This is a genomic window from Neobacillus sp. (assembly GCF_031988165.1).
Classification (GTDB): domain Bacteria; phylum Bacillota; class Bacilli; order Bacillales; family Cytobacillaceae; genus Neobacillus; species Neobacillus rhizosphaerae.
The window spans coordinates 38005-63910 of sequence record NZ_DALZYO010000036.1 but is presented as its reverse complement, the minus strand read 5'-3'; the positions used below and the strand labels follow the sequence as shown (position 1 = coordinate 63910).

The window sequence follows — 25906 nt, the reverse complement described above, 5'->3', positions numbered from 1 at the left end:
GTTAAGACACCGCCCTTTCACGGCGGTAACACGGGTTCGAATCCCGTAGGGGTCACCATTTTGGAGGATTAGCTCAGCTGGGAGAGCATCTGCCTTACAAGCAGAGGGTCGGCGGTTCGATCCCGTCATCCTCCACCATTAGTGAATAATACATTTGGCGGTGTAGCTCAGCTGGCTAGAGCGTTCGGTTCATACCCGAAAGGTCGGGGGTTCGACTCCCTTCGCCGCTACCAAATGAATTTTTAGGGATTGTTTTTTGATAATGGAGGAATACCCAAGTCTGGCTGAAGGGATCGGTCTTGAAAACCGACAGGCGGGTCATACCGCGCGGGGGTTCGAATCCCTCTTCCTCCTCCATATATTTTTTTGTTCAGTTCATGTATCCTATGAGCATGGACAAAACATAATATTTTTTATTGTCGCGGGGTGGAGCAGTCCGGTAGCTCGTCGGGCTCATAACCCGAAGGTCGCAGGTTCAAATCCTGTCCCCGCAATATGGTCTAGTAGTTTAATTGGTTTGAATGCCAACCTGTGTCATGCAGGTGATCGATGGTTCAAGTCCATTTAGACACATCGAAAAATAATACAAAGTAAGAAGTTCCAGTGCATCTAGTAAGTAATTCCGTTTTTTTTGGAGAAACATTGTAAATAGTATATTAATCAAGAGCCCAAATCGCATAGTGATTTGGGCTTTTCTATACCTTTTATATCAGTATTTATTAATTTTTACAAACGAAACAGCGATGTAAATAACCTAACTTTTATTTCAATTAATCATCAAGGTATAATGGGCGCAAGGATGATTTTGAAATTAGTGAAAAGAGGGTGAGGAATAGATGATGAATGAAAGATATCCAATAGGAGAATTCGATTGTGCTGAACACATTTCTACAGAAGAAATAAAGGCTTGGATCAATGAAATACGAACGTTACCTAGGAGATTAATAGTAATAGTCAAACATTTGAGTGACGAAGATCTAGAATCTACATATCGAGAAGGTAGTTGGACTATTAGACAAATTGTCCATCATATTGCAGATAGTCATATGAATGCTTATATCCGGTTCAAATTAGCACTAACAGAAGAAAATCCAACAATTAAACCGTATGCTGAAGATAAATGGGCTAAGTTGCCCGATTCAAAATTACCCATCGCCACTTCTTTAAAAATCATTGAATCCTTACATGAACGGTGGGTTTATTTAATTGAAAACTTAACAAATGAACAATTAAAAAAAACATTTATACATCCTGATTCTGGTATTGTTTCGGTCGAGAAAAACATTGGTATTTATGCATGGCATGGTAATCATCATATTGCTCATATAAAAAATGCTTTAAAACAATTTTAAAGTGTAATCAAACTTTTTTATAAAAATTTGGTTTATTCTTGAAGATCTAGAATCCATTTTGATTATTCTTTTTTCAAAATGGATTCTATTAATTTATTAATAAGTACCGGTTCACACAACATTTTTAATCAAACTTTATTTAAAAGCAACCACAATAGACCAACACGCCCTTAATTGAATAAAAGACATTCATATAAAAAAACAGGAACATATATTCGTTTTGATGTTATAATGAGGTTACAAAAAATGGGAGGTTTTGTATGAAACTACATAATATAAACATTAACGAGCGTATGATGCATTATAATGTATCTGGTTTAAGCATTGCATTAATTGAAAATGGTCAAATCAGTTTGACAGAAGGCTTTGGTGTCCTTGAAGCTGGAACCGCTAACAATGTAAACAGTAATTCTATTTTTAATGCTTGTTCTATCAGTAAATTTCTAACGGCAATGCTAGTAATGAAATTAACGGAACAAGGTATTCTTGATTTAGATAAGGATGTAAACAAAAGCCTTTTATCGTGGAAGGTTCCCACTAATGAATTAACAAAAAATAAAAAAGTTACATTACGGACATTGCTTAGTCATCAATCTGGGATTATTGACCCTGAAGGTAGTTTTACTGAACTTAATTCCATTCAAGACATACCATCAATGGTTGAACTATTAGAGGGAAGAACACTGTACTGCAACGAATCTATTGAAGTTAAGTACGAACCAGGAAGTGACTTTCAATATTCAGATACAGGTTTTTGTATTATTCAACAATTGATAGAAGATGTTACTGGACAGCCTTTTAAGGAAGTAATGAACGAACTCATATTTGAACCATTAAATATGGAAAATAGCACATTTGAACTGACAATATCACAAGCTAGAAGCGAAGATTTTTCTTGTGGTCATAACAAAAATGGAGAATTAGTAGATGGAAAATATCCGATATATCCATATCCAGCAGCTTCTGGACTATGGACAACACCTTCAGATTTAGCGATTTTGGTTATTGAACTAATCAATTCTTTAAAAGGTGAAAGTAAGATTGGACTTTCTAAAAGTAATGCAAAGGAAATGATTCACTCACAAGGTTGTAAAGATTGGACTGGACTGGGACTGTTTATAGATGGCTCAGAGCAAGAAATTGAAATATCATCCCTTGGTTGGGGTGTAGGCTTTCAATGTTTGATGGTGGCAAATCCTTATTTGGGGACTGGCGTAGTCATAATGACAAATACAGATTTAGGTGTTCATCAAATGAAAGGTATTATTGGGGAAGTATATAATGCCTTTACTTCTTAAACACTCGAAATTGAAATAGTGGTTGTTTATTTAGTTTACTAAGGCATATAAAATAAGGGGAAAACGCTTGGGTTCACATCCAAGCGTTTTTATATATTGAAATTACTTATGCATTTATCCTGGAGATTTAATCTTAGACAAATTTGGGTTGGTCTAAGTGTACTCCTTACAGTGCTTCCTTAATCACCTTTTTGTAATAGAGCACAGATAGGATTCCGAAAATCGAGTACAATCCGGTATAGATGACCATGACGATAATCATTGGTGTCCACACCTCTGTTCCAAATAAGAACCATCCTGATTGAACGGCGAAATAGCTATGGAAGAGGCCAATGACTAAAGGAATTCCGAAATTAAACACTTGCTTTGCTTGAATACCTTTTAGCAGATCTCCTTGGGTGAAACCGAGTTTTCTTAATATGGTATAATTCGGCTTTTCCTCTTCACCCTCACCCATTTGTTTAAAATAAAGAATACATCCAGATGTAACTAGAAACGTTAATCCTAAAAATCCAACGATAAACATGATGAGGCCCATTGTTTTTTTCTGCGAATTACTGATTTCCAAGCGAGAAGAAAAGCTATTGTCGTCATTAACATTCATCTTTTTAAAAATATCATTTGCTTTTTCGAGCTTTGCTTCATCTTTTAACGTAATCCCGATAAAGATGGAGGATTTCTTCTGAATGGCAGGATTTATGTCCTCCTTAAGACGCTCGAAAACCGTTTCATCGACAATGGCAATTGGCTCCCCGCCGTTTGTAAAGTAAGCAGAAACGACGAAATCCTTTTTTAAACCTAAGTATTTGAGGGGAATCGCTTCCTTTTGCCCTTTCATTTCTATGCTACCTGAATCCTTTAGCTTCATAAATTTCTGCAGTAAATCATTATAGCCGGTAAAAATAGTATCCCCCTCAGACACATCGATATTTTTAACAGCCTTATCACTTATAACAGGAATAGGCATAGCCTTCGGATCAAACATTAACTCTTCCAGATTTATATCCAAAATTCCCTTAAGGTTCGCATTCACCTGAATAACGTCAATCTTATTTTCATTGAACGGAATGTCATTCGCAGCTAATTCCTTTTTGAATTGAGCAGCATTTTCCGTATCTATGAATGAAAAATCGCCTGCGACATGATTTTCAGCCATTTTTTCTGCTGAATAATAGGAGATATAACTTAAAGACAATAACCCAATCGCTAGGGCGGATACTGTTGTAATGATTGTTAATAATAAGGCATTCGATTTCATCCGAAACATAATCGAGGATAGTGATAATACCTGATTAATATTTAAATAACCATCCTTCTTTTTCCGAATGAGGTTAAAGATAAAACTGACTGACCCTTTATAAAAAAGATAGGTTCCGATAATGACAGACCCCAGAATAAAGATCATGGCTCCAAAAAGTTCAGTCATGGTGTTAAAATCGCCGCCAAACAGTTTCGATGAAACATAGTAGCCTGAAACAATCGAAATCAACCCAATAATCCCGATGATGATTTCAAAGACGGACATCTTTTTCACTTTACCTTCCGTTGAAGAAACTACTCTAAATAACGAAAGGATACTCTGTCTTTTAATAAACACATAATTCATCAGCATGATAAACAGATAGATGGCACAAAAGACCACAACAGTTTGAATCAATGCTTGTGAAGAGAAGTTTAGGGAAGCGACCGCGTCTATACCTGTAATTTTAAACAGAATCATCAGGATTAATCTAGAAACGGAAAAACCGATAAAGGTTCCGATGACTAATGAACCAAAATAAAGGATGAAATTTTCGGCAGTCAGGATGTTGAATATCTTGCTTTTTGTCATCCCGATTAATTGAAATAGCCCAATCTCCTTACTGCGGCGTTTAATAAAAATGTTATTGGCATATAACAGAAAGATGGAAACAATCGCGACGAGTAAGATAGATGCTGCCCGAATCGCAGCAGCCCCTTTAATGGAGTCTTTTGTTTCATTCATCGCCGGATCATATTGTAAGGTGACAAAGGCGAAATAAAGGGCAACACTAAAGATCAGCGCAAACACATAAAGATAGTAATTTTTTAAATTCTTTTTCAGATTGCGAAAAATGAGTTGGTTAACGCTCATTTGGGACACCGCCTAATATACTTTGGGTTTTCATGATGTCTTTAAAGAACGTCTGCCTGGACTGTTCTCCTTTATTTAATTGCGTGTAAATCTGCCCATCCTTGATAAAAATAACCCTGCTGCTGAAGCTTGCCGCCACCGGGTCATGTGTCACCATGATAATAGTTGCTTTACGGTTTTGATTCATTTCGCTTAATTTGTTGAGCAAATCGGATGCTGATTTTGAATCAAGGGCACCGGTTGGTTCGTCGGCGAAAATAATGCTTGGTTCATGAATAAACGCCCTTGCGGCAGACGTACGCTGTTTTTGACCGCCAGAAATTTCATTTGGATATTTATCCTTGATGTCAGCAATACCCAGTTCCCCTGCCACTGCATTAAACATTTCATCCGCTGCTCTTTTTGAAACTTTCGAAATCGATAACGGCAAGAGAATATTTTCTTTGACTGTCAATGTATCCAGCAAGTTATAATCTTGAAAAATAAACCCTAAATGATGCTTGCGAAATTCAGCCAGCTGCTTTTCTTTCATCGCTGTCATTTCTTTTCCATCAATTTTGATAGTTCCACCGCTCACTTTATCAATGGAAGAAAGAACATTGAGCAACGTGGTTTTTCCGGAACCTGAGGCACCCATGATACTCACGAATTCTCCTTTTTCAACGTTTATATCAATCCCCTTTAATACTTCTTGTTTATTTAATTTATTTCCATAGCTTTTATGAATTTTATTGGCTTCTAATATCTTCATACCAACACGCTCCCTTTCTAATCGATACTTTTATTATAAATAGGATGACGATTTCAATCCTTCGATTGAGCGAACAAATAAGAAAAGCATGTGACATTGTTGTCACATGCCTGCAATATGGACAAAATCATTCCTTTTTGGAAAGGTCAACATAAAGGTTGTTCCTTCGCCAAGCTTTGATTGGACATCAATATCGATTAATAAAGGCTTTGCGATTCTTTTCGTTAAATATAACCCCATGCCTGTTGCGGCGTTGTCATGATGAGCAGTCGTCGAGGTAAAGCCCTTCTCAAAAATACGCGGCAGGTCCTTAGGATCGATGCCGCGTCCATAATCCTGTACTTCAAGGACTGTTTGCCCGTCTTTTTGATAGCTTTTAATTATGATGTCGGATGATTCACTGTATTTCACCGCGTTTGTCAACAGCTGTCTGATTATAAAAGAAAGCCACTTGGCATCGGTTATGACTGTAGGTACCTCTAAATCAACATCAAAGCCAATGCCCTTTTGCATACACCAGGATTGTAACGTTTTAATCTCTTTAAAAAGTAACGCCTTTAAATCGATTTTTTCAATATATAAATCATTCTCCATAAAGGGGATCCGTTTTTGGTGAAGCTGGTTATCAAGCAGCAGATGAATTCGTAACCATTCATGAGTTAATTGGGCCTTCATCCGTTCATCGTCTACGCGGTCAATCATTAAATGCATCGCTGTTAACGGTGTCTTGACTTCGTGAATCCAGGCTAATAGGTCATCCTTCTCCTGTTCTAATATCAGAAAGTTTTGCGATGCTTCCTGCTTAAGCCATTCTGTTTGCTTCACGATACTTCTTTCGATCATTTTTTCAAAGGGGCTTTCAGGCTGCGCTATATTGGTTAAATCAAGATTGTTCTCCCATTCCGCTAAACTTTTGTAGAACTTTGTTTCCTTATGATAGCGGAAAATCAAAAAGATACTAAAAACGAGCATGGATAGGAAGATAATATAGAAGAATGGCATCAAGGGAAGCGCCCTATCGAGATAAGCTACAAAAAGAATGAGTACTTGAATAAATAAGAATAGAAAAATCCAGCTTCGCCTTTCAACTAAATATTTCTTAATCATAACTATTTTCCTCTTCAATCGCGATGTAACCCTGCCCAATCTTCGTTTCGATATAACGTCCTAAACCAAGTTCGTCCAATCTTTTTCGCAACCGATTAACATTGACCGTTAAGGTGTTATCACTGACAAAGCGCTCGTCCTCCCACAGGCTCTTAATCAAGTCTTCTCGGCTGACGATCCTATTTTTTTGCTCAATTAGCCTTTTTAAGATAAACGTTTCATTTTTTGTTAGTTCAACTATACCCACAGCGTTACTGACCGTATTTTTCTCATAGTCCACCGTGGCACCACTCCATGTTTTGAGTGTAATTTGCTCGGTATTGTAATTATAGACACGGCGAAGAATGGCCTGTATTTTCGCAATCAGCACATCAAAATGAAACGGTTTTTGAATAAAATCGTCCGCACCAAGCTGCATTGACATCACCATATCAGTAGGATGATCACGTGAGGACAAAAATAGAATCGGAACATTTGAATGGGAGCGGATCATCCGGCACCAATGAAAGCCATCAAATTTCGGCAATTGAATATCAATCACAACTAAGTCAGGTTTTACCGCCGTAAATTCCTGCAGGATCTGGCTAAAATCAGTAATCCCGTACACTTCATAAGACCAGCCAGTTAACCGTTCTTTCATTTCATTAAATAATGTTACATCATCTTCAATTAACAAGAGTTTAAACAATGGATTCACCATACTTTTTTATCTACTTTAAAATAATTGTATAGTATATCCTATTTCTGTGCTATAGGGGAAAGTGGTTGTTTCCACTAACTTATAGAAGGAATCCAGCGATTTTGGAAAATGAATCCGCTTGACAATAAACCTAAATTTTATTATCCTTTTACAAAAGCAATTAAATAATAAAATTTCGTATAACTCCAATGATATGGTTTGGAGGTCTCTACCAGGAACCAATAATTCCTGATTACGAAGAAAGTACATGGACTTGTATTTTCTTCGTAATCAGGAATTTTTTTTTTAGAAAATTATAAGATAATTTGAGGAGGACAACTATGAATTTTTCACTTTTACCCAAAATTGAACTTCACTGCCATTTAGATGGCAGTCTTAGACCTGAAACCATTATTGATATCGCAAAGCAAGAGGGTATCCGGTTACCGTCCGTGGAAATAGAAGCGTTAGAAAGAGAACTCATTGCTCCATTAAATTGTGAATCCCTTGATGAATACTTGAAAAGGTTTGCCATTCCCAATTTAGTCATGCAGTCAAAAGAAAACCTAAGAAGAATTTCCTTTGAACTTTTTGAGGATGCAGCACAGGAAAATGTGAAATATATGGAGGTAAGATTTGCTCCGTTACTTCACACTGTCAAGGGGTTATCTGTCGATGAAATCATCGAGAGCGTCATAGATGGTATGAAGGACGCAGAAGCTCAGTTCGATATAAAAGGGAATATCATTCTATCATGTATGAGAACCATGTCAGTGGAAAGTGCGTTTGAGGTTGTAGAAGAGGGTAAGAAATTCCTTGGAAAAGGAGTTGTGGCCATCGACTTATGTGCATCTGAAGAGGAAGGCTTTTGCGGAAAATTTGTTGAACCGATTGCCTTAGCTAGAGAATATGGCTACCGAGTCACCATCCACGCTGGTGAAACGGGAATTGGAAAAAATGTTCTAGAAGCTGTTGAACTTCTTGGTGCTGAAAGAATTGGGCACGGCGTCTTTATTAAGGACTGTGTGGAGGCGTATGATGTCGTTAAGGAAAAGCAAGTGGTGCTTGAAATGTGCCCAACAAGTAATGTCCAAACAAAAGCAGTCCCTCAATATAGTGAACATCCAATCTATCAGTTTCATAAGGATGGCATAAAAGTAACGGTTAATACAGACAACAGAACTGTATCGGATACAACGATGGCGAATGAATGTACAGTTGTTTTTAATGAATTTAATATAAGTGAAGAGGATTATCAGCAAATTTATCTTACGAGTGTGCAAGCATGTTTTGCTGATGGAGAAACAAAAGAAAAGCTGAAGAAATATATATATAATGGCGAACAGTGACATCACTGTTCGCCATATGTTGTTTATCGAAAGTAGGATCTCATAAACGAATAATTAAATCTGTATTGAACATAAATAAATTGAAATTAACATTAAATTTCTACAACTATTTGTTTTTCTTTTTCGACTTCCATTGCGGATACAATATAGGCAAACCCATTCAATAAAAAGTAAATGACATTGGATTGTACCCGTTCGTTTTCCCCTAAATAAGTATTTATGATTATCGTAAAAGAATATAAAACAACAAAAAATAAGGCAATTTTATTAAAAAATATCATTCGATAACAACCCCCTTTATTAGGATTCTTACCTTTATCATATTTGTGTTAAGCAGGTATTATGCTTGCCGTGATTTTGGATTTCTCCAATAGGCCAACCTGTATGAGCCCGTTAAGAATCCCATCGTTAGAAGAAGAAGTAGTGATGATATCTGCTGCGGCCTTTGCTTCGGGAACCGCATTTCCCATTGCGATTCCCGTTCCAATGGACGTCAGCATTTCTAAGTCGTTCAAACCATCTCCAAATGCAAAGCTGTTCTCTATGTTAATATCCAACACCTCAAGAAGCTTGTGGATGCCGACTGCTTTGGAAGCCCCCTTTGGAAGGATATCATAAGCATAGTCATGCCATTTGATGAAACTAAGATCAGGAAACTGGTCTACATACATTTGTTTATCTTTACGGCCACAGTAGAGATGTCCTTGATAAATAGCTCTATTTTTATAAAATTCTTCGTCCACTTCAGGATAGGGCATCATCAATGAATCAAAGCTTGTCTCGATATATGGATGGTTTCTTTTGCTAACCTTAAAGTCGTGGTGGCTGCAATAAGCTAAGGCATGACCGTTGCTTGTAGTAACCGAAGTAAGAGATTGCACTATTTCAGAGTTAATCGGGTTTGAGTAAATTTCTTTTCCCTCAAACACCACGTATTGCCCATTCATCGATACATAAGAATCAATATTTAATTCCTTTTGAATCCAATAACACATCTTCGGTACTCTCCCAGTGGCAATCACGGTGTGAATTCCTTTTTCCTGCAGTAAACGAACAGCTTTCTTCGTGGAATCAGGAATTATTTTTTCTTCATTTAAAAGTGTTCCATCAATATCAAAAAACACAATTGTTTTCTTCATTTTCCATACCCCCAGTAAAACACAACACAGCCGTTACGCTCAGTTTCCCGGTTACGCCGACTAGGTGTTGTGTCGTCTTGCACAACTAGCATATTTTATGAAACGCGTTTCAGGTCAAGGGATTTGATGAAAGTTTTTGGTTTGAGTAAATGACTTACTGTCGGATAGAAGCTAGTAACTGTCGTATAGGGGACATTAACTGTCGGATAGGAGGCAGTAACTGTCGTATAGGGGTTATTAACTGTCGTATAGGAGGCAGTAACTGTCGGATAGGAGGCAGTAACTGTCATATAAGGGCCAGTAACTGTCGGCTAAGAGCCTAAAACAATCGAATAACCCATTGAGACTGTCGGCTAAGTCCCTGTTACCCTCGGATGCAAAGAATCTAAGCCAGCAAAAAGACTTGGTGATCAATTCAACCCCCAAGTCTGGTAATCCATTCATTTTGGTGTCAGGCACCACTAAATTTCAGACAGATTCACGTTCAATCAATGTAACGGGTATTTCTTGATAGGTAGCTTCTTTGCTAATGTTTATTCCTTGAAGAAATAATTTCCTGCCTATATCCACAAGAGGAATTTCAATTGTCGTGATATTCATCATCTTCGCGATGGGTTGATTATTGAAACCTATTAGGGCGAGGTCACCCGGTATCGAAATATTTCGATTTTGCGCACAGGTCACTATCCCGGCAGCAACCTCATCACTTGTCACTAGCAAGGCCGATGGAGGATTAGACATTTGTTGTATTCGCTCGATTATTTGTTCCCCGTCCTCAAAATGAGTGTAGTGCTCAAAAATGTATGCAGGTTCATAGGGCAAATGATAGTTTTCAACAAAATCCTTAAACGCCAATTCTCGCTGTCTACTATTTGTCCCTGATTTCCGGCCTATACAATAACCAATTTGGCGATGCCCTTTTTGATAAAGGTATTCTAATGCAATCATGAAACTTTTATAGTGGTCAACAAATGTTGAGGACACCCTTTTCCCGCGCGTATCTTCACATAAAATAATCGGGCCATAAGTCATATACGCTTCGATTATCCCCCAACTGCATTTTCTCGAACAGATAATTAAGGCATCAATTTGCTTTTGTTTTAACATTTGTAGAGCTTCTATTTCTCTAGTTTCCAAGTAGTTGGTTTGGAATAATACCAGTTTGTAGTTGTTTTCTAATGCTTCACTGGCCATCCCTTTTATTAACAAAGCAAAATAAGGATGATCGATGTAAGGAACAACCACACCCACAAGGAAGGATTTCCCCGTACTTAAGTGGACGGCATTCATATTGGGCTGATAATTACTTCGATTAATGGCTTCTAAAACAGCATTTCTTTTGTCCTCACGCACATAAGGATGATTATTTAGCACACGAGAAACCGTGGTTACAGAAACGCCGGCCATCTTCGCTAAATCTTTAATGTTTGTCATCCAATAACCTCTTCTCCCTTTCTTTGCTTTTACTTTACATGAACATGTGGAATAAATGAATCAAGATTATTTAGAAGAGCTAAAAAGGGAGCACTATCTTGGCGTAGATCCTGCATGAAAGAGAGGAAGTGGAGGGCTTATCGCCCGTTATTTCGGGATAAAATGTACATTTTATGTTTTACCGGTATTTCTCATATTATTCCATGGAAACAGGCAATCTAAGAGAGACAACGTTGAATGTTTTCTACCCAACCTAGGAATCATTCTATCCGAAAAAATAGCGTTGTGCCAGAGCTGGAAAAAGTAAGGGTGTGAGAAAATGTCAGAGACCGATATGTCGAAATACGAGAAGAAAATAATCATCCGTAACATCCGCCTTGAAGACATTGATGCCATTATTACGTTAGGGAAAACTTGCTTCCCTAACATGGATCCATGGAAGCGAGAGCAATTGGTGAGTCACATTCGAATATTTCCTGAGGGTCAATTCTGTGTCGAATATGAGGACAAGATAGTAGGTTCCTGTTCAAGTCTTATCGTTAATTTTAACGAATACGACGATCAGCACACGTGGGACAGCATCACGGATAATGGCTTTATCACTAATCATGACCCCGATGGATTCAACTTATACGGGATTGAAGTGATGGTGGATCCGGAATATCGGCGGATGAAACTAGGACACCGCCTTTACGAAGCCCGCAAGGAACTAGCCGTTCGCTTAAATCTACAAAGCATCATCATCGGCGGAAGGATCCCAAATTACCACAAGTACAAGGATGAAATGACGGCTCGCGAATATGTGGCAGCGGTTGAGAAGCACAGCATCTATGACCCCGTGTTGTCCTTCCAGCTCCTGCAGGGATTTACCATTAAACGGATCAACACAAGGTACCTCCCAGATGACTTGGCATCTGCTTCAGTAGCGACCTTAATGGAATGGAACAATGTCGATTATCGTCCCAAGAATAAGCGTATTTATCGGACAGCTTTTCCAGTTAGAATTTGCGCTGTCCAGTACATGATGAAAAAAATTGACTCATTTCAGGATTTTAAGAGACAGGTCGAGTACTATGTCGACGTCGCTGCAGATTTCGAATCGGATTTTGCCGTATTCCCGGAGATATTTACAACCCAATTGATGTCATTTCTCGAAGAAAAACGCCCCGATCGGGCCGTTCGCCGGCTTGCGACTTATACAAATCAATACGTTGAGTTGTTTACCCAACTGGCTGTCCGTTATAACATCAATATTGTCGGGGGATCCCATTTCGTCGAAGAGAATGGGGATGTATACAATGTAGGTTTTCTATTCCGCCGTGACGGCACAATTGAGCAACAAACAAAAATTCACGCAACACCCAATGAGCGCAAGTGGTGGGGGATTGCCGAGGGAAACGAAATACATGTGTTTGACACAGATTGTGGAAAGATAGCGATTCAAATTTCGTACGATATCGAATTTCCCGAACTCGCAAGGATTGCTGTTGATAAAGGGGCAAACATAATATTTGTTCCTTTTTGTACGGAGGATCGTCAGGGCTACCTTCGTGTTCGTTATTGTGCCCAAGCACGAGCGATTGAGAACCACGTCTACACCTGTATTGCTGGAACCGTAGGCAACTTAACACATGTAGAGAATATGGATATTCAATATGCCCAGTCTGGAATTTTCTCACCTTCTGATTTTGAGTTTGCAAGGGATGGGATTGTTGGGGAATGTGATGCCAATATTGATACGGTTGTTGTAGGTGATGTTGACCTTGAAAAGTTGAGACGTTCCCGAAATTCCGGTTCATTGCGCCAATTGCACGACAGGCGGCATGATTTATATCGAATTGAATGGAACCAGGCAATGTCGGATTAAATCAGGAAAGCTTTTCGTCTATTTTTGGAAGAGAAAAAAGGACGATTATGGTTGGCATAATCGTCCTTGCTGAAGTTATTTACTTATTCGCCTTGCTAACTTTCAACTTCTTTCCTTTGATTGGTGTATTTTCCATGGCCTGAAGGACTAATGAACCCTTGCCATTAAGAATATCAACATAGGACAAATGATCTTGAATCGTTATAATGCCGATATCATCTGCTGTTACTCCAGGTATTTTTGCGATTGTTCCAACAAAATCCACCGCACGAATCTTCTTCTTCTTCCCGCCGCTGAAATGGAGTTTCATGATACCTTGGTTGATTCGGGCTGTTTTATTATTTCTGACCACTCGCCGGCCACTGATTTTTTCTTCGAATGCGTCCTTTCCATTTGCAACTTCCTGTGGCGAAGGGGCTTCTGTTTTAGGTACCTCAAAGCCAATGTACCTTTCAATTGCTTTAACAAATTTTCCTTCATAAGGTGTCGCAAACATAATCGCTTTTCCTGTATTGCCCGCACGGCCAGTTCTTCCTGTTCGGTGGACATAGCTTTCTTTTTCCATGGGAACGTCATAGTTGATGACAAGTGTCACATTATCTATATCAATTCCACGTGCCGCAACATCGGTGGCTACTAAATAACGAAAATTCCCCATTTTGAAACCATCCATCACGGCAAACCGGTCCTGTTGTTCTAATCCACCATGGAGCCGTTCACATGAATAATTGGATGCTTCCAATTCGCTATACACGGTATCGACGTGTTCTTTTGTTCGGCAAAAAATAAGGCAGCTGTCTGGATTTTCAACGACGGTTACGTCTTTAAGAAGAGATAGTTTATCTTCTTCTTTCACTTCTATTAAAGTGTGTTCAATGGTATCTGTAGTGATCCCGGTAGAGGCAATTTCAATATTAATAGGGTTTTTCATATATTTATGACAAAGATTTTCAACATCTTTAGGCAAGGTGGCGGAAAATACCATCGTTACTCTGTTTGCAGGGAGAGCATTAATAATCGTTTCAACGTCGTCGATGAAACCCATATTCAGCATTTCATCCGCCTCATCAATAATTAGATACTTTACTCCGTCTAAAGCGAGCGTTTCTCTATCAATATGGTCGATGACTCGACCTGGTGTCCCAACAACGACATGAGTCTTTTGCTGCAGTTCTTCCTTTTGTTTTGAAAAAGGTTCTTTTCCATAAACGGCCATCGCTTTGATCCGTTTAAACCTGCCAATATTCGTGATATCCTCACGAACTTGAACAGCAAGCTCCCTGGTGGGTGTCAGTATTAATACCTGTGGTTTTTTTTCTTCCCATGTTATCAATTCGCAAATGGGGATGCCAAAAGATGCCGTCTTGCCGCTGCCTGTTTGCGATTTCACGACCAAATCTTGATTTTTCAATGCAAATGGTAGGACTTGGCCCTGAACCTCTGTGGGAGTATCGTATTTTAACACAGCAAGTGCTCTCATTATTTCCGCGCTTAAATGATAATCCGCAAAATTTTTTTCATTCATGTAAGTACCTCATTTTTTTGTATTATCCGACTCCTATATAGGATTTCTCTCAAAGAAATATCATATGCAATATCCGAATATGGTTCATTATACAGGAAAAGCCCGACAATTCGGCTCGAATTTTTAAAAAGGAGTACATGACATTTATCATGCCCAGCACATGACACCTGCTACTAACAAGTTGATCTCCTTTCCACTATACTTTGATTAACGACACAAGTTGAAGGGAAATTCAAATAAATGACAATAGAAAATACGAAAAATTTGCGAAAACAAGTGGCTCCTTTTGAAAAATCAACGACAAAAGAAAGTGTATGGCAGATTATTAACACGGTCGTGCCATTTATTATTTTATGGTCACTTGCCTATTTCAGCCTTTCCGTTTCCTATTGGTTGGCGCTAATTCCCATTGTGATTGCTGCCGGGTTTTTAACAAGGATTTTCATCATTTTTCATGATTGTACCCATCATTCCTTTTTTAAAAGCCGCCGTGCCAATCGAATAGTTGGAACTGCTATGGGTGTGTTAACGATCTTCCCATTTGATCAATGGGGACATGAGCATTCCGTTCATCATGCAACAAGCGGTAACCTGGATAAGCGGGGTACAGGCGATATTTGGACCCTAACAGTAGATGAATATTTAGCAGCACCACTTAGACTTCGACTAGCTTATCGTTTTTATCGCAATCCATTGGTAATGTTTGGACTAGGCCCAATTTATGTTTTCCTTTTAAAAAATAGATTTAACCGTAAAGGTGCCAAGAAGAAGGAACGAAATAACACTTATTTGACGAATGTTCTAATTGTCACGTTGGTTGGATTACTCTGTTGGGCACTCGGCTGGCAGACGTTTCTTTTAGTACAAGGCTCGATTTTCATGATTTCAGGAGCAGCAGGTATTTGGCTGTTTTATGTACAGCATACCTTTGAAGATTCCTATTTTGAAGAAGATAAAGAGTGGGAATATGTGAAGGCAGCAGTGGAAGGGAGTTCGTTCTATAAGCTTCCAAAAGTTTTGCAATGGCTTACAGGAAATATTGGCTTCCACCATGTCCACCATCTAAGCCCTAGGGTGCCAAACTATAAACTGGAAGAGGCGCATAAACATACGCCACCATTAAAGAACGTTCCAACCATTACCCTTGGAACAAGCTTGCGGTCACTTCGTTTCCGTTTATGGGATGAGAAAAACAAGAATTTTGTCAGCTTTAAAGAGGTTAAAGCTATTGCTAAAAATTATATTTCACCTCAAGTTAAACCTGAGCTATAAACGTCACCAAAAATAGCTGGTCCCCCTAAATTTCGGTACCAGCAAATCAAAACAATCTTAAAAACTCTTTTCTAATACGGGAAAGAGTTTTTTTTCGTTTAATTATCGCGTCCTGTTTACTACATAAATAGTTAAAACTTTGACATACTGTTAAAAATGAGGTACATTACCAAATGTACGAACGTTTTTATAAAATTATTATTAAATATTCGTGTTTAGGGGTGCGATTCATGGAAAATGTGTTTGATTACGAAGATATTCAATTGATTCCAGCTAAATGTGTAGTAAATAGCCGATCTGAGTGTGATACATCTGTAACCTTAGGCGGACATGCCTTTAAGTTGCCTGTAGTACCTGCCAATATGCAAACGATTATTGATGAAAAGATAGCCCTTTACTTAGCGGAAAATGGTTACTTTTATGTAATGCATCGTTTTGAACCAGAGAAGCGACTTTCTTTTATTAAAGATATGAAATCACGTGGATTATTTGCATCTATTAGTGTCGGTGTCAAAGAGGAAGAATATCATTTCATCCAACAATTAGCAGATGAACAGCTCACACCGGAATACATTACGATTGATATCGCACATGGTCATTCCAATGCCGTGATCGAGATGATTCAGCATATCAAGAAACACTTACCACAAAGCTTTGTTATTGCCGGAAATGTTGGAACTCCAGAAGCTGTAAGAGAATTAGAACATGCTGGTGCTGATGCGACAAAAGTAGGCATTGGACCAGGAAAGGTATGTATCACGAAAATTAAAACGGGCTTTGGCACGGGTGGTTGGCAATTAGCTGCCCTAAGATGGTGTGCAAAGGCTGCGAGTAAGCCGATTATTGCAGACGGAGGGATTCGTACACATGGTGACATCGCAAAATCTGTCAGATTTGGTGCCTCGATGGTCATGATTGGTTCGTTATTTGCCGGACATGAAGAATCTCCAGGAGAAACCATTGAGAAAGATGGAAAGCTCTATAAAGAATACTTTGGATCAGCTTCGGAATTTCAAAAAGGTGAAAAGAAAAATGTAGAAGGCAAAAAAATGTTTGTGGAGTACAGAGGTTCATTAACAGATACATTGATAGAAATGGAACAGGATCTTCAATCCTCTATTTCATATTCAGGAGGCAATAAGCTAGAAGCCATCCGTAATGTAGATTATGTCGTTGTTAAGAACTCCATCTTTAACGGTGATAAGGTCTATTAATGATTTAATTTGGAATTGCTAGATAAAGCGTTGACCAAAATGGATGGTGCGAGGCACCATCCATTGATTGTAAATATTTTTTGGCAATGTTTTTGAGGGTTCTAGAAAGTTTATCAGGAATCCTTCTTTTTCCGACAACCCATGGAGATGAATGCTATTGTTTGCTTATTTTATTAAGAGGAGAGTTTTTAATCGTACCAATCCTCTTTATCCTTACGTCAACCTTTAACTCTACCGGTAGCTCTTTATATTGTTGATTCCAATTGCTCTTTGCCTGTTTCCAGTAATCAGGATTGGAACGATGGAGGGCTTCACCAAACCCAAATAGATCTGTTTCAAAATTTTCTTGGGTTACCTTTAAGGTTTCTCGAATCATTTTTTTAATATTATTCTCTGCTTTTGTTTCTAAATCGCTAATGGTTTCTGGTTTCATTAAATCAAGTGTCTTACACTGTACATTTCCAATATTTGCTTCTGCCTTATATTTAATAATGCCTTTCGGTCCGTCTTTTGCGACTACTGTTTTTATATCAGATTTTGTCCGTATCAATTCAATGGCAGTTTTTCCTTTCTTTGTACAGGGGACTTCTAAAATTGTACTTTTTACATTCCCTAAAGCTTCATTAAGGCCTTTACTCTCCTCTTCATTTAACCAACCAATCAATTTATCTCCCTTAAAAACACCAATGTCTTGGTATTTCAATCTTGTGTAAGGCTCCGTTCGTTGAACATTTTCTATTACTTCGCCTGTTTGTTCTTCGCCTTTTAATGTAATTCCAGTTAATTTGGCATCAATTCCAGGACTAACCAACTCCGTGATCAGTTGGTCCAATGTTATCGTGATCGTAGGTGACCAAGATTTCTGTGATGCCTCTAGTGAATCATATAGTTGATTGACTGGGATTTTTTCTAAGGCCGTTAATACTCTTAAAATATCTCCACCTTTTGCTTCTTTAGCTACAGTAATATAAAAGTCTGTTCGAAATTCTTGATCCCTTGTTAAAGCGTCTAATGTCTCACCGATTCCTTCTCGTGCTAACTCTTCACCATACACGAGAAAACGAAGATGAGAAAAATACAGTTTTCTTGGCGAAATCGTTGTAATTCTTCTAATTGCCTCAAATAAGGTATCCCCTTTGTCTTGATAAACGACAACGGGGGCTTTCCCGCTTGTTCCTTGCTTGGTAGCGATCTCCCCCGGATTTACCACTTGTACTGTTACGATAAATTGATCATCTGATTTATCAATCCCTAATCCTACCACGATGGCGAGTTCATTTAATTCTTTTCTGTTCCAACACCCCGTGAGAAGGATGAGAAAGCTAATAGAAAGTATGATGACGAATATCCGTTTCATTCACTACTCCTTTTTTGATTCTTTTATATACGTTTTATTATCCCCAAAAAGTGGCTGCATTACGCGAATAAAGTACCAAATATTGTAGAGTATAAAGGGGTAACTTCCCGTTTCATAAATCCCATCGAATTTGATTGTTCTAGAAGGTTTATTCCCTATTCCTTATGGTGAATAATGGATTAGATAAGAGTGACGTAAAAAAAAGAAGGAGAAATCCAAATGTTGGGTGTTGTAGGAGTGTTAGTGGTAGCTATCATTATACTAGTGAAGGAAATCCCGTACCTTAAAAAAAAGAAGCTGAAAAGAGAAGGGTGGACATTTTCGATTTTACTGCTATTTGCCGTAGGATTAGGCATAGCCCAAAGTTTGCATCTAAACATTCCGAACCCTCTAAACGGACTTACCTTTATTTTTAAGCCACTTAGCAAAATATTAAATGAATGGCTAAAATGAGGTGCATGGGGATGAGTTATTCTAACAAATAAGGTGATTTAACCTTTGATAGGAAGTTGGAATTAGGTGAATAATATAAAAATTAGTGCGCGTCAATTTGCAATATTTGTTATATTATTTTCTATAGGGTCGACGATATTATACATTTCCAGCAGCATGTCTCAAGAATTAAGCCAAGATGCTTGGATTGGAGCTGCAATTGGCACTGGCCTAAGTTTATTGCTAATGCTTCTATACTTTGCAATTGGGAGAATTTTCCCGAATATGACACTTGTCATGATGAATGAAAAAGTTTTTGGCAAGTGGATCGGCAAGTTGGTTTCTCTTTCTTTTATTTTCTTTTCATTTTCTACCGCGGCATTACTGCTTTCCGATGTTGGAAATTTCCTAGCGATACAGATGATGCCAGAGACACCAAGTGAAGTTACCCAAATTCTTTTTGCTTGCATTGTGATCATGGGAATTCGCCTTGGACTCGAAACGTTAGCTCGTTCTGCAGAGATATTATTTTCCTGTTTCATTGTGCTTTTTATTATTTTTGTGGTCTCATTATTTCCTCATGTTGAGCTTAAAAACATCCAACCTATTTTTGAATCAGGGATAAAACCTTTAGTACGGACATCTTTGTTGTTTATGAGTTTTTTTTCATTTCCATTAGTGGTTATTTTAATGATTTTTCCTGCTTCTGTAAATCAGCCGAAAAATGCTGAGAAAAAATTATTTTTCGGGGTCCTAATTGGTGGAACATGTTTAACAATTTTGATTGTATTAACGATTATGGTTTTAGGCGCTGATCTAAGTGCTGCTCAGATGTACCCAAGTTATTCATTGGCTAGAAAAATAGAAGTTGGGGGTTTTTTGCAACGGGTAGAAGCCATCATGGCCGCTATGTGGTTTATCACGCTTTATTTTAAATTTGTGCTTTATTTTTATGCAGCTGTGATTGGTCTTGCCCAAACATTGAGCTTAAACGATTACCTTCCCCTTACACTGCCTTTAGGGATGATCTTAGTTTTGCTTTCCTTTATGATTAATCCTAATGTTGCCTTTGAGAGTGCCTATGATAAAGAAGTATGGATAGTATACGCTTTATCATACGGACTTGTTCTTCCTTTTCTCCTCTTAACAGGTCAGATATTACGAAAAATTATCCAGGGAAATAAAAATCAGTAAAGCTTCCTATATAGGATTAAGGGTTGCTTTACTGATAATCCATATGCCGCGCAAAGGAAGCTTCCGCTTTTCTTAAAAGATAAGAGTATAAAATTTTCGACTTTGAGAATTGTCCAGCTCCAGCGCCCAGCGGCTAGTGTACTTCGCCCTTTTCCCTACGATAAGTCAACATCGGATCGCTATCGCTCTCCGTGTTTCCTTTAGCTAATCAGAATTTATTTCCTAAATTCTGAACGCATAAATTCAACTACGCCTCTGTCTTCGCCTAACGGCTTGCCAGTCGGCGAGTTTACATTTATCTCAGTCAAAGTGCTCCAGTCCATACGCCGCTTAACGGCCGCTTCCGCTTTTCTTATGATTCTGGTTTTGGTGCAGGAGAGTCTTCACGTTTCATATTTAACTGACTAATTAAACGAGGGCGTGAAAACATGGCCCATCTGGGAAATCGGAAAATTGCGTCCTTTTGATCATCTTTAATAAAGGGGCCAAATGGAGCCATATAAGGGACTCCAAAGGAACGTAAACTGCACATATGAAGAACCATGGCAATTAACCCCACAATGATTCCAAATAATCCGAAAGAGGCAGCAAGTGCCATAAAAGGAAATCGTAATATTCTTATTGCAATTGCCAATTCATAATTATTCACGGTAAAACTTGAAATAGCGGTAATCGCCACCACAATGACCATGGCAGCAGAGGCAAATCCAGCTTCTACCGCTGCTGTTCCTATGACTAATGTTCCGACAATAGATACTGCCTGACTAATTGCTCTCGGCATTCTTAACCCAGCCTCCCGTAATATTTCAAAGGTGAGTTCCATGGCGAGCGCTTCAATAAAGGCAGGGAATGGAACACCTTCCCGTTGGGCAGCAAGTGAGATAAGTAATTGGGTTGGCAGCATTTCCTGATGGAACGTTGTAATCGCAATATATAATGATGGAGCTAGTAATGCGATAAAAAGACCAATATATCGCAAAAACCGAAGGAGAGTAGCGATGTCTGCACGGTTATAATAATCCTCAGGTGATTGTAAAAATTGAGGAAATACGACTGGTACGGTCATCACAAAAGGTGTTCCATCAACAAGAATGGCAACACGTCCCTCTAAAAGATCGGCAGCGATGGAATCAGGACGTTCAGAATGGAACATGGTAGGAAAAAGTGTCCAGGTTTTATCCTGAATTAATTCTTCGATGTAGCCAGATTCTAAAATACTGTCAATACTAATTCGATCAAGACGCTTTCGGACTTCTTCCACAACCTTATCATTGGCAATTCCTTTTATATGCACAATGGTTACACAGGTTTTCGTTACTTTTCCAATTTTCCTAGTTTCAAACCAAAGGTTATGATCTTTGATTCTTTTTCGAAGCAACGAGGTGTTGACGCGTAAATTTTCTGTAAATCCCTCCCTAGGCCCTCTGACCACGGTTTCCGTAGCAGGTTCCTCAACGGATCGTTCTTTTCCGCCTTGCATCTCAATTGCAAAACCCTGTTGATATCCATCAAATAAAAGAATTACTTTAGCAGATAAGAGGGAATCTATCAGTACCGAAATATCCATTACATCCTGAATATCACCAACAGTTAACACCATTTCCTTTAAATAGGATAATAGTGGTAAACCGGTAGAGTCTTGTTCTGCTTGGATATCCGTCGTTCGTAAATCGATCATTAACGATTCCAAAATGAAGTTTTGGTGCGCTTGGCTATCAATCAAGCCATCTATATAAAGGAGGCAACACCTAACCTTTCCTTCTTTTCCAATCCGGATTTCTCTTGTTATAATATCGTCACTGTTTCCAACCATTTCTTTTATCTTGTTAATGTTTTCATTTAAACTTACTTCGATCGCATCGGTTTTTGCTTGGGTTTGGCTGTTTTGACTATTTTTTTTATTTGCGTTTTTTTGTAAATCCTCCCACTTTGTTTTAATTGCCTGTTTATTTTTACTTTTAAAAAAGCTCAAACTAGGATCCCTCTTATTCCTTATTATTTACGGTTATTATTTCCACTTTAATAGAGTATATTCCCAGAATTATTAGTTGCTAGAAGTCAGTAAATGGTCCTAATAGAAATTCCAGATAGGAGTGTTAACAAGGCATTTTATCTTGAAAAGGGTGGATTGGGTTTAAGGTAGGAGATAAATGTTAAAAATAGTTAATATGGAAATCGTTGTACGAGCAGGAAGGGTACCTTAACAAATGGAAAAAACAAAGATCGATCAAAAGCAATTGTTTTCTCTGATGTTTTTATTTATTTTAAGTTCCATTGTTACCGATTTGGCGTCGAATGCTAAACAGGATGCATGGATATCCATTTTCATCGGTATGTTGGGTAGTCTTGCTTTATATTTCTTTGTTTATTGCCAGATTTTCAACCACTATCCTACTCTTCCTTTTACAGGAATTTTAGCCAAAGTATTTAGTAAATATATCGGCGTGCCATTATCCCTTGTGTATATTGGCTATTTTTTCTATCTTACCTCCATCGCTACACGTCATTTAGGGGATACGATTACCACCCAAATTTTATCGGAAACACCAATACCCGTTGTTAATTTTATCGTGCTGTTACTTATTTCTTATGGCTGCTATTTAGGAATTGAAGTATTGGGAAGAACGGCTGAAATTTTACTTATCTGGATGTTTATTTTTGGATTAACCGGAAATTTAACAGTTGTAGCTTCCGGAATCATTAAAATAAATAATCTTCAGCCAATTTTAGAAAAAGGCTGGCTGCCTGTTCTAAAACAAGCTATCCCATTATCTTTCTCCTACCCTTTTGGGGAAATTTTTCTGTTTTTAATGTTCCTTCCGTATTTAAATAGACCTGAATTGGCAAAAAAGACAGGTTCAATTTCTATTTTATTCAGTGGGTTTAGTCTTACTTGGACGTTTCTACTTATCATTACGGTTCTTGGACCCTTAGGGGCAGAAATTAACAATATTCCGCTGCTGAGTATGGTTGGAAAAATTAATGTCGGCCATATTATTCAGCGAATGGATTCGATAGTTGTTGGAACGTTTGTTGTCGGTTTTTTTATAAAAATTAGTCTTTATTTTTATGCTGTTGTTATTGGGTTAACCAATGTTTTTAAATTGAAAAGGTATCAGAGCTTTATTATCCCTGCAGCATCTCTTATCTTTATTTCTACCTTTTTTATAGGGAAAAATAATGTTGAATATTCGAGATTTAGATTAGAAAAGCTTCCGTATATGGTTGAGCTGCCACTTCTTATCGGAATACCACTCATAGTACTTTTTACCTTATGGGTACGTAAAGGTTTAAGGAAATCGTAGTCTAAAAACGAATGTATAAAAGGAAAGATTGATTATGGTTATAAATTGGTTCATGTTAATGGCAGCATCATTGTTGGGGTCGATATTGACTTGTATATGTCTTCTGTTATTTGCCCGTCCCATGATCAAAAGATTTGTTGCGGCATTTACAAATATACTTATGAAGGATCCTTATTCGGAAAACATTTGGGAAATGGTCACCGCTATGACTCGTATAAATCCTAGAATGGTTATAGAAAATAGTTTGCGGGCAACAAATGGGGGAGTGATTGAGCGGCCATTTGGAACGCCGAAAAAATTCCTTACTTTCGATGGGCTGATATTCTCGCCTGCGCAATTGGCTAAGCTTCCTTCTCATGAGGATACTCAAGTAGAAATGCAAACCGTAATTGGAAAACGCGCTAAAAAGCCTTTGACTCTTGAAATGCCCATTCTGCTTGGTGGTATGGGATACGGAATCGGTGTTAGTGAAAAAGTGAGACTTGCTCAAGCGATGGGCACAGCAGTTGCAGGCACTGCTTGTAATATTGGCGAAGGAGGTTTTTTACCAGAAGAAAGAAAACGAGCGAAATTTATGATCATTCAATATCATTCAGCCAAATGGGGCAAGGACCCAGAGGTATTAAAGCAGGCTGATGCCATCGAAATTCATATAGGACAAGGAGCGTCAGGAGCAGCACCGGCGAGAATCCCTCCTGAAACCTTACAAGGAAAGGCTAGAGACGTACTGGGACTCGCTCCTGATGAAACAGCAACCCTTCCTAGAAGGTTGGATGAAATCAATCATCCGGATGATTTAAAAAAATTAATACAAAAAATACGAAAATGGACAGATGGCATTCCAGTTGGAATCAAAATCTGTGCAGGAAACAGGGTTGAAGAGGATATAGAAATTGGCATTCAGGCGGAAGTCGATTTTATTTCACTTGATGGTGGACAGGCTGGAACGAAAGGGTCTGCTCCCATCATCCAGGATGATTTCGGTCTTCCAACCATTTATGCACTATCTCGTACAGTGCAATATTTAAACGAGCGAGGTGTGAAAGAGCAGATCAGTTTGCTAGTCGGAGGTGGATTTTCTACGCCTGGAACCTGTTTAAAAGCACTTGCGTTAGGGGCTGATGCTGTATATTTAGGAACTGCTGCCTTATGGGCCATGACCCACTCCCAAGTTACAAAAGCCATTCCGTTTGAACCGCCGACAACTTTAGCTTTTTACCCAGGTCGATTTGCTGAAGAATTTGATGAAGTAGAGGCGGCCTATTATTTAGCCAATTTTTTAACATCCTTTTCTGAAGAAATGAAAGTAGCTGTTATTGCTTTGGGAAAAACTTCCGTTCATGAGGTAGACCGAAACGACCTTGTGGCTCTTGATGAAGTGACAAGTAACGTAACAAATATTCCCTTAGTCTATAAAAAAAAATAGTATGTAAACGACATTCTTCACAAATTCAGGGGGGTGAATTATTCATGGGATTTCTGCAGCACTTTCATCAGAATTCTTCTCCGCTATCAAAAGCATGGATAATGAAGCAATCATGGAGGAATTTATTATTTGCTCATTGGCCGGTCCCTGTGGAATCGCTTCGCCCTTTTGTACCTAATCCGTTACTGATTGATACATTCGATCGTTATGCATGGATTGGCATTGTTGTATTTGTGATGGATGGGATTTACCTCCGGGGCTTATCAAGGCTTCCATTGTTTGCAAAATTTCCTGAAATAAATGTAAGAACCTACGTCCATTACAACGGAAAACCTGGAGTCTATTTTCTTTCACTTGATGCCCCGCATTGGGTCACTTACACAGTTGCAAAGAAATGGTATCGATTACCTTATTACTATTCGCAAATTGATTCTCTGAAAGATCATAATGGATACCATTACAGCAGTTTGAGAAAAGACAAGACAAGCGCTTTTTCCGTAAAGTTCAACGGAAAATTTATTGCTTCACCAGAGGTTTATTTTGCCGAACAAGGAACCATCGATCATTGGCTGACCGAACGATATTTCCTTTACAGTGTCGATGCCAATGGTCATATATATTGCAGTGAAATTGACCATCACCGCTGGACATTACAAAAGGCAGAAGCAGAAATTTACTACAACACACTCACCACACCATTTAATATTCAACTGCCGGAAATGAAACCATTCCTTCACTATTCAAAAGGAGTTGATTCTATTATTTCCAATATTAAGAGGGTGGGAAAATTTGCTGCCGAATAAGGTGGGTTATGGTTATTGACGGAAAGGGTGGAATTACTGTCGGATAAGGTGGCATTACTGTCGGAAAGGGTTGGATTACTGTCAGAAAGGGTTGGATTTACTTTCAGTAGAACAGTAATGGACACCTGTTGGCAACAGAAATCGGTTAGTTGTGAATAGGGAGAGTACCCAATTGACCGAAAAGAGAAAAAGGCACCCGCTCGCTCGATAACTAAAGGAGGTTCCTACTACTCCTATAGTCCAATCGCCGCTAAACAGGCACCTTTCACTTTTCTACCATTACTATGCT

The 25906-nt window shown here is 38.4% G+C and carries 21 protein-coding genes, 4 tRNA genes and 1 riboswitch; of the genes, 15 read left to right on the top strand and 10 right to left on the bottom strand.

The genetic code is table 11. The features are described from left to right. The first annotated feature begins 62 nt into the window (after positions 1-62). The 6 genes from RTR43_RS19565 to RTR43_RS19540 all read left to right on the top strand — a co-directional run bounded on the left by RTR43_RS19565 (position 63) and on the right by RTR43_RS19540 (position 2650). Positions 63-138: transfer RNA gene (locus RTR43_RS19565), tRNA-Val, on the top strand. A gap of 18 nt (positions 139-156) precedes the next feature. After that, positions 157-233: transfer RNA gene (locus RTR43_RS19560), tRNA-Met, on the top strand. A gap of 31 nt (positions 234-264) precedes the next feature. Beyond that, positions 265-357 (top strand) — tRNA-Ser (locus RTR43_RS19555). A 63-nt stretch (positions 358-420) separates the two neighbouring features. Further along, a tRNA-Met gene (locus RTR43_RS19550) sits at positions 421-494 on the top strand. 342 nt (positions 495-836) lie between these two features. Beyond that, a complete protein-coding gene (locus tag RTR43_RS19545; RefSeq protein WP_312474131.1) occupies positions 837-1352 on the top strand; it encodes a YfiT family bacillithiol transferase in 516 nt (171 codons plus the stop codon). 260 nt (positions 1353-1612) lie between these two features. Then, positions 1613-2650 carry a serine hydrolase domain-containing protein gene (locus RTR43_RS19540; RefSeq protein WP_312474128.1) on the top strand — a complete coding sequence of 346 codons (1038 nt, stop codon included), beginning with the start codon at positions 1613-1615 and terminating at the stop codon, positions 2648-2650. A gap of 166 nt (positions 2651-2816) precedes the next feature. Here the strand turns inward: RTR43_RS19540 and RTR43_RS19535 are convergent, their stop codons facing one another. The 4 genes from RTR43_RS19535 to RTR43_RS19520 all read right to left on the bottom strand — a co-directional run bounded on the left by RTR43_RS19535 (position 2817) and on the right by RTR43_RS19520 (position 7309). Further along, a complete protein-coding gene (locus tag RTR43_RS19535; RefSeq protein ID WP_312474125.1) occupies positions 2817-4763 on the bottom strand; it encodes an FtsX-like permease family protein in 1947 nt (648 codons plus the stop codon). Continuing rightward, positions 4753-5514, bottom strand: a complete 762-nt coding sequence (locus RTR43_RS19530) for an ABC transporter ATP-binding protein (protein WP_312474122.1) — start codon at positions 5512-5514, stop codon at positions 4753-4755. Before RTR43_RS19530 ends, RTR43_RS19535 begins: the two co-directional genes overlap by 11 nt. Positions 5515-5616: 102 nt before the next feature. Next, complete coding sequence (locus RTR43_RS19525; protein WP_312474119.1) at positions 5617-6621, bottom strand: sensor histidine kinase; 1005 nt, start codon at positions 6619-6621, stop codon at positions 5617-5619. Continuing rightward, entirely contained in the window at positions 6614-7309 is a 696-nt protein-coding gene (locus RTR43_RS19520; protein ID WP_312474138.1) for a response regulator transcription factor, read from the bottom strand. Before RTR43_RS19520 ends, RTR43_RS19525 begins: the two co-directional genes overlap by 8 nt. A 167-nt stretch (positions 7310-7476) precedes the next feature. Continuing rightward, a riboswitch (purine riboswitch) is annotated at positions 7477-7576 on the top strand. 65 nt (positions 7577-7641) lie between these two features. Between RTR43_RS19520 and add the strand changes: the two genes are divergently transcribed. Further along, on the top strand, positions 7642-8649 hold the full coding sequence (add, locus tag RTR43_RS19515; protein WP_312474117.1) for an adenosine deaminase: 1008 nt from the start codon (positions 7642-7644) through the stop codon (positions 8647-8649). Positions 8650-8741: 92 nt separating this feature from the next. On the opposite strand, the gene RTR43_RS19510 is transcribed toward add, so the two are convergent. From RTR43_RS19510 to RTR43_RS19500, 3 genes are all read right to left on the bottom strand, one after another. Beyond that, entirely contained in the window at positions 8742-8930 is a 189-nt protein-coding gene (locus RTR43_RS19510) for a hypothetical protein (RefSeq protein ID WP_312474114.1), read from the bottom strand. 48 nt (positions 8931-8978) lie between these two features. Continuing rightward, the gene (locus RTR43_RS19505) at positions 8979-9788 is read right to left on the bottom strand and encodes a Cof-type HAD-IIB family hydrolase (RefSeq protein ID WP_312474112.1); all 810 of its coding nucleotides are present in this window, start codon (positions 9786-9788) and stop codon (positions 8979-8981) included. Between the two features lie 468 nt (positions 9789-10256). Further along, positions 10257-11222: a LacI family DNA-binding transcriptional regulator gene (locus RTR43_RS19500; RefSeq protein ID WP_312474110.1), complete on the bottom strand. Its 966-nt coding sequence runs from the start codon at positions 11220-11222 to the stop codon at positions 10257-10259. Positions 11223-11541: 319 nt separating this feature from the next. On the opposite strand from RTR43_RS19500, the gene RTR43_RS19495 reads away from it, so the two are divergent. Then, positions 11542-13089, top strand: a complete 1548-nt coding sequence (locus tag RTR43_RS19495; RefSeq protein WP_312474107.1) for a GNAT family N-acetyltransferase — start codon at positions 11542-11544, stop codon at positions 13087-13089. Between the two features lie 79 nt (positions 13090-13168). On the opposite strand, the gene RTR43_RS19490 is transcribed toward RTR43_RS19495, so the two are convergent. Continuing rightward, positions 13169-14614, bottom strand: coding sequence for a DEAD/DEAH box helicase (locus RTR43_RS19490; protein WP_312474105.1), 1446 nt, complete (start codon positions 14612-14614; stop codon positions 13169-13171). A gap of 240 nt (positions 14615-14854) precedes the next feature. On the opposite strand from RTR43_RS19490, the gene desA reads away from it, so the two are divergent. Further along, positions 14855-15886 (top strand): Delta(5) desaturase DesA, encoded by a 1032-nt coding sequence (gene desA, locus RTR43_RS19485; RefSeq protein ID WP_312474103.1) that lies wholly within the window; start codon positions 14855-14857, stop codon positions 15884-15886. A 230-nt stretch (positions 15887-16116) separates the two neighbouring features. Beyond that, complete coding sequence (gene guaC, locus RTR43_RS19480) at positions 16117-17100, top strand: GMP reductase (protein WP_312474100.1); 984 nt, start codon at positions 16117-16119, stop codon at positions 17098-17100. A gap of 154 nt (positions 17101-17254) precedes the next feature. Here the strand turns inward: guaC and RTR43_RS19475 are convergent, their stop codons facing one another. Then, positions 17255-18457 carry a Ger(x)C family spore germination protein gene (locus tag RTR43_RS19475; protein WP_312474098.1) on the bottom strand — a complete coding sequence of 401 codons (1203 nt, stop codon included), beginning with the start codon at positions 18455-18457 and terminating at the stop codon, positions 17255-17257. A 219-nt stretch (positions 18458-18676) separates the two neighbouring features. Between RTR43_RS19475 and RTR43_RS19470 the strand changes: the two genes are divergently transcribed. Together RTR43_RS19470 and RTR43_RS19465 are read left to right on the top strand one after the other, a co-directional pair. Further along, complete coding sequence (locus tag RTR43_RS19470) at positions 18677-18910, top strand: hypothetical protein (RefSeq protein ID WP_312474096.1); 234 nt, start codon at positions 18677-18679, stop codon at positions 18908-18910. 66 nt (positions 18911-18976) lie between these two features. Then, positions 18977-20083, top strand: coding sequence for a GerAB/ArcD/ProY family transporter (locus RTR43_RS19465; RefSeq protein WP_312474094.1), 1107 nt, complete (start codon positions 18977-18979; stop codon positions 20081-20083). Between the two features lie 352 nt (positions 20084-20435). On the opposite strand, the gene RTR43_RS19460 is transcribed toward RTR43_RS19465, so the two are convergent. Further along, entirely contained in the window at positions 20436-22055 is a 1620-nt protein-coding gene (locus RTR43_RS19460) for a spore germination protein (RefSeq protein WP_312474091.1), read from the bottom strand. A 235-nt stretch (positions 22056-22290) separates the two neighbouring features. Between RTR43_RS19460 and RTR43_RS19455 the strand changes: the two genes are divergently transcribed. From RTR43_RS19455 to RTR43_RS19445, 3 genes are read left to right on the top strand one after another with little or no spacing between them, the layout of a single operon-like run. Continuing rightward, complete coding sequence (locus RTR43_RS19455) at positions 22291-23388, top strand: GerAB/ArcD/ProY family transporter (protein ID WP_312474089.1); 1098 nt, start codon at positions 22291-22293, stop codon at positions 23386-23388. A gap of 34 nt (positions 23389-23422) precedes the next feature. Beyond that, a complete protein-coding gene (locus RTR43_RS19450) occupies positions 23423-24814 on the top strand; it encodes an FMN-binding glutamate synthase family protein (RefSeq protein WP_396954600.1) in 1392 nt (463 codons plus the stop codon). Positions 24815-24858: 44 nt separating this feature from the next. Further along, a complete protein-coding gene (locus tag RTR43_RS19445) occupies positions 24859-25617 on the top strand; it encodes a YqjF family protein (protein WP_312474087.1) in 759 nt (252 codons plus the stop codon). Positions 25618-25906 lie beyond the last annotated feature (289 nt).

Coding starts and splice junctions, on each gene's coding strand:
- RTR43_RS19545 (WP_312474131.1), top strand. CDS start 837: ATGATGAATGAAAGATATCCAATAGGAGAATTCGATTGTGCTGAACAC.
- RTR43_RS19540 (WP_312474128.1), top strand. CDS start 1,613: ATGAAACTACATAATATAAACATTAACGAGCGTATGATGCATTATAAT.
- RTR43_RS19535 (WP_312474125.1), bottom strand. CDS start 4,763: ATGAGCGTTAACCAACTCATTTTTCGCAATCTGAAAAAGAATTTAAAA.
- RTR43_RS19530 (WP_312474122.1), bottom strand. CDS start 5,514: ATGAAGATATTAGAAGCCAATAAAATTCATAAAAGCTATGGAAATAAA.
- RTR43_RS19525 (WP_312474119.1), bottom strand. CDS start 6,621: ATGATTAAGAAATATTTAGTTGAAAGGCGAAGCTGGATTTTTCTATTC.
- add (WP_312474117.1), top strand. CDS start 7,642: ATGAATTTTTCACTTTTACCCAAAATTGAACTTCACTGCCATTTAGAT.
- RTR43_RS19510 (WP_312474114.1), bottom strand. CDS start 8,930: ATGATATTTTTTAATAAAATTGCCTTATTTTTTGTTGTTTTATATTCT.
- RTR43_RS19505 (WP_312474112.1), bottom strand. CDS start 9,788: ATGAAGAAAACAATTGTGTTTTTTGATATTGATGGAACACTTTTAAAT.
- RTR43_RS19500 (WP_312474110.1), bottom strand. CDS start 11,222: ATGACAAACATTAAAGATTTAGCGAAGATGGCCGGCGTTTCTGTAACC.
- RTR43_RS19495 (WP_312474107.1), top strand. CDS start 11,542: ATGTCAGAGACCGATATGTCGAAATACGAGAAGAAAATAATCATCCGT.
- RTR43_RS19490 (WP_312474105.1), bottom strand. CDS start 14,614: ATGAATGAAAAAAATTTTGCGGATTATCATTTAAGCGCGGAAATAATG.
- desA (WP_312474103.1), top strand. CDS start 14,855: ATGACAATAGAAAATACGAAAAATTTGCGAAAACAAGTGGCTCCTTTT.
- guaC (WP_312474100.1), top strand. CDS start 16,117: ATGGAAAATGTGTTTGATTACGAAGATATTCAATTGATTCCAGCTAAA.
- RTR43_RS19475 (WP_312474098.1), bottom strand. CDS start 18,457: ATGAAACGGATATTCGTCATCATACTTTCTATTAGCTTTCTCATCCTT.
- RTR43_RS19470 (WP_312474096.1), top strand. CDS start 18,677: ATGTTGGGTGTTGTAGGAGTGTTAGTGGTAGCTATCATTATACTAGTG.
- RTR43_RS19455 (WP_312474089.1), top strand. CDS start 22,291: ATGGAAAAAACAAAGATCGATCAAAAGCAATTGTTTTCTCTGATGTTT.
- RTR43_RS19450 (WP_396954600.1), top strand. CDS start 23,423: ATGGTTATAAATTGGTTCATGTTAATGGCAGCATCATTGTTGGGGTCG.
- RTR43_RS19445 (WP_312474087.1), top strand. CDS start 24,859: ATGGGATTTCTGCAGCACTTTCATCAGAATTCTTCTCCGCTATCAAAA.